Consider the following 2,470-nt stretch of genomic DNA (forward strand, 5'->3'; position numbering starts at 1 on the left):
ATCATCTGGACCAAGCCAAGCTTCCAGCCGCGCGTACCCGCCGCGTGCAGTCTCGAAAATCTCCTGCAATTCCCGTATCGCATTATTCCGGCGCAGTTCCCGAACAGCAGCGGACGCGTCCGCTGCCCGCCTGTGGATCTCGTTGAGCGGCGTCTGCCGATTAATAGACAACCACGCCGCGATCTTGACTTCATATTCTTGCCGTAGGTCAGTGCTTGTCTCCGCCTCCGCCAAAATCTGCTGCAGAGACCCCACCGCAGCGTTCAAATCGGATGTCCGCTGCCTCCGGACATCAGCAAGAATCGGGTCTGCCCAGTACTTCGACCTCTTGAACCGAGCTTCCAAATCGGACTTGCTGTTGTAACCCCCGCGGAGGAGCCACGCACGTGCCTCGTCTCGCAGCACCCGTTCGACAGCATCCTTGTCCGGCAAACCACTAAGCGCCTTGCCCACCGCCAAGCGCCGCAAATAGATCTGTTGCTTTTTAGACCGAGCCTCTTTCGGTTCAGGGACCGAGGTCACCGTGGCGGAAAGCAAGTCGTCGGCAGCACTCGAGTCCGCACCACCACCCAGGTCGCCGGCCAGGTAACGGACCAGTCGCCACCGCAACTGCTGCAACTGCTCATCGGCCTGCGGGTTCGTCATCAACTGCTGATCATCCCGGGGGTTCTTCATCAACTCGTGCGCGATCACATCCCGGAAGGGCCGGGACTCGTGAAGGGGCCCCAAGACCTTCTCCGCCGGAGCATACAAACGGTCCACGGCATCTTGACCGTGTTCGGCGACCAACTGCCGCAACGCCCTACCGGCATCCGCGAACGTCCGCTTCACCGAACTAAACTGATGAATAACGCTGAGCCCCGGATCAACAACGGCCCCGCGCATCATCGGGGCAGCAACGACCCCAGCCACCGCCTCGTTCCCAGCACGATCTGCCTGCCAACGAGCCTCTTCCGCTCTCACCTCCTCGAACGCGTCGCGCGTCAAACCACTCCTCAAACCACTCCTCGCCACGCCAAGGTCGAGGTCACCGGCCAGATAACCGGCCATTTCCGCCCGCAGCGCCTGAGCACCCTGCCAGTCGCCCGGGTGCTCGCCCAACCAGTGCGCCAGCACAACCCGGAACCGCCCCGACGCCTTCAACGGCCCCAAAATCCCATCCGCATCAGCCAACAACCGGTCCACAGCATCCCGACCCGCGATCCCCTCCCACTCATGCAACTGCGCCGCGGCCGTCAACTCGTGAAACCTTTCCTCCAACGCCACCACGCCGACGCCATCCCCCGGATGACTCACCATGTAATGAGCCAACACATTCCGGAGACCGTCATCACTCCCGAAAACTCCCACACCCGCCACGTGCGCCCGCACATCAGCGATCACACGGTCTACACCTACATTCACCCCGCCTACGTAAACTGGCCACCCCTCATCGCGCATCCGCTGCAACCCAGCCTCCGCGTTAGTGATCAACGCACGCAGCTCGGCTGCCGCCGCAGACTCCTCCGCTACCTGAGCGGACTCACCACCAGAAGACCCTTCCCCGCCCAACAACGCATCCTGCAGCCTCGCAACCCTCTTTTTCTGCTGATACCGAATCTCACGTGACCTCATCAGCGCACGCACCCGCTTATTCTCCGCCTCAATCTCGTCGAGCTCCGCCTGCACCGGCTCGATCTCCTCCTGCAGCGCCTCCCACTGCTCCCGCAAACCCGCATCCGCCCCGTCCCACCCCGGCGACGCCTCCAACGAAGCCTGGTCAGCCTTAAGCTTCTTCAGCGACTCCCCCAACTCCGTAATCCGCGCACGCTGCGCCGCCTTCTTATCGGCCCGACGCTTGGTGTCCATTGCATACCGCCTTTTCCTCCTTTCCTCACGTGTCTCGTTCCGGTTCGATCCTGGGCTGCCCGACGACGCACTGCCGCCCGCTGTGTGACCCTCCGGCCCCGCTCCGGCCCTGATCGCCACCCCGCTGCCCCGCGTACCCAGCCTGTCCGCCAACGCCCGGGAAAACTCCGCCACCTGCGCCCAGTGATCACCGCCGCGCTTGTGGTGCTCGGCCGCGACCAGCGCCACCACATCCTTCAGCGACACGACGGCATCCTCACGAGCCAACAGCCGGATGTCATGCGTGCCGTGCACAATCCGCTCCGCTGCCACCTCATCATCCCTGGACCAGTTCACCTCCCTCGCACGAGCGATCTCCTCACGCACATCCGCCACCGACGACTCCGAAGAGTCGTCAGCCAACAACTCCTCATCGGACCGCGCACCACGACCACCGAACTCCCGCGATCCACTGGAGCGGTGCGACTCCGGCGGCTCCGCGTCTCCCCTCAAGCGATCAAGCCGCTCCAGCAGCTCTGCCCGTTCCACCTCGCCGAAGACGCTCTCGGTGTCGTCGGTGTCATCGGTCTCCGCATCACGCGGGACTCCCTCAGTGGACTGCGACCGCGTGTCCCTACCCGGG

The 2,470-nt window shown here is 63.7% G+C and carries 1 pseudogene; it reads right to left on the minus strand.

Annotated elements, in window-relative coordinates:
- Positions 1–2,470 (minus strand): annotated as a pseudogene (locus ACWDKQ_RS35755) (hypothetical protein); the annotation flags it as partial.

The sequence above is a fragment of the Saccharopolyspora sp. NPDC000995 genome (assembly GCF_053599315.1).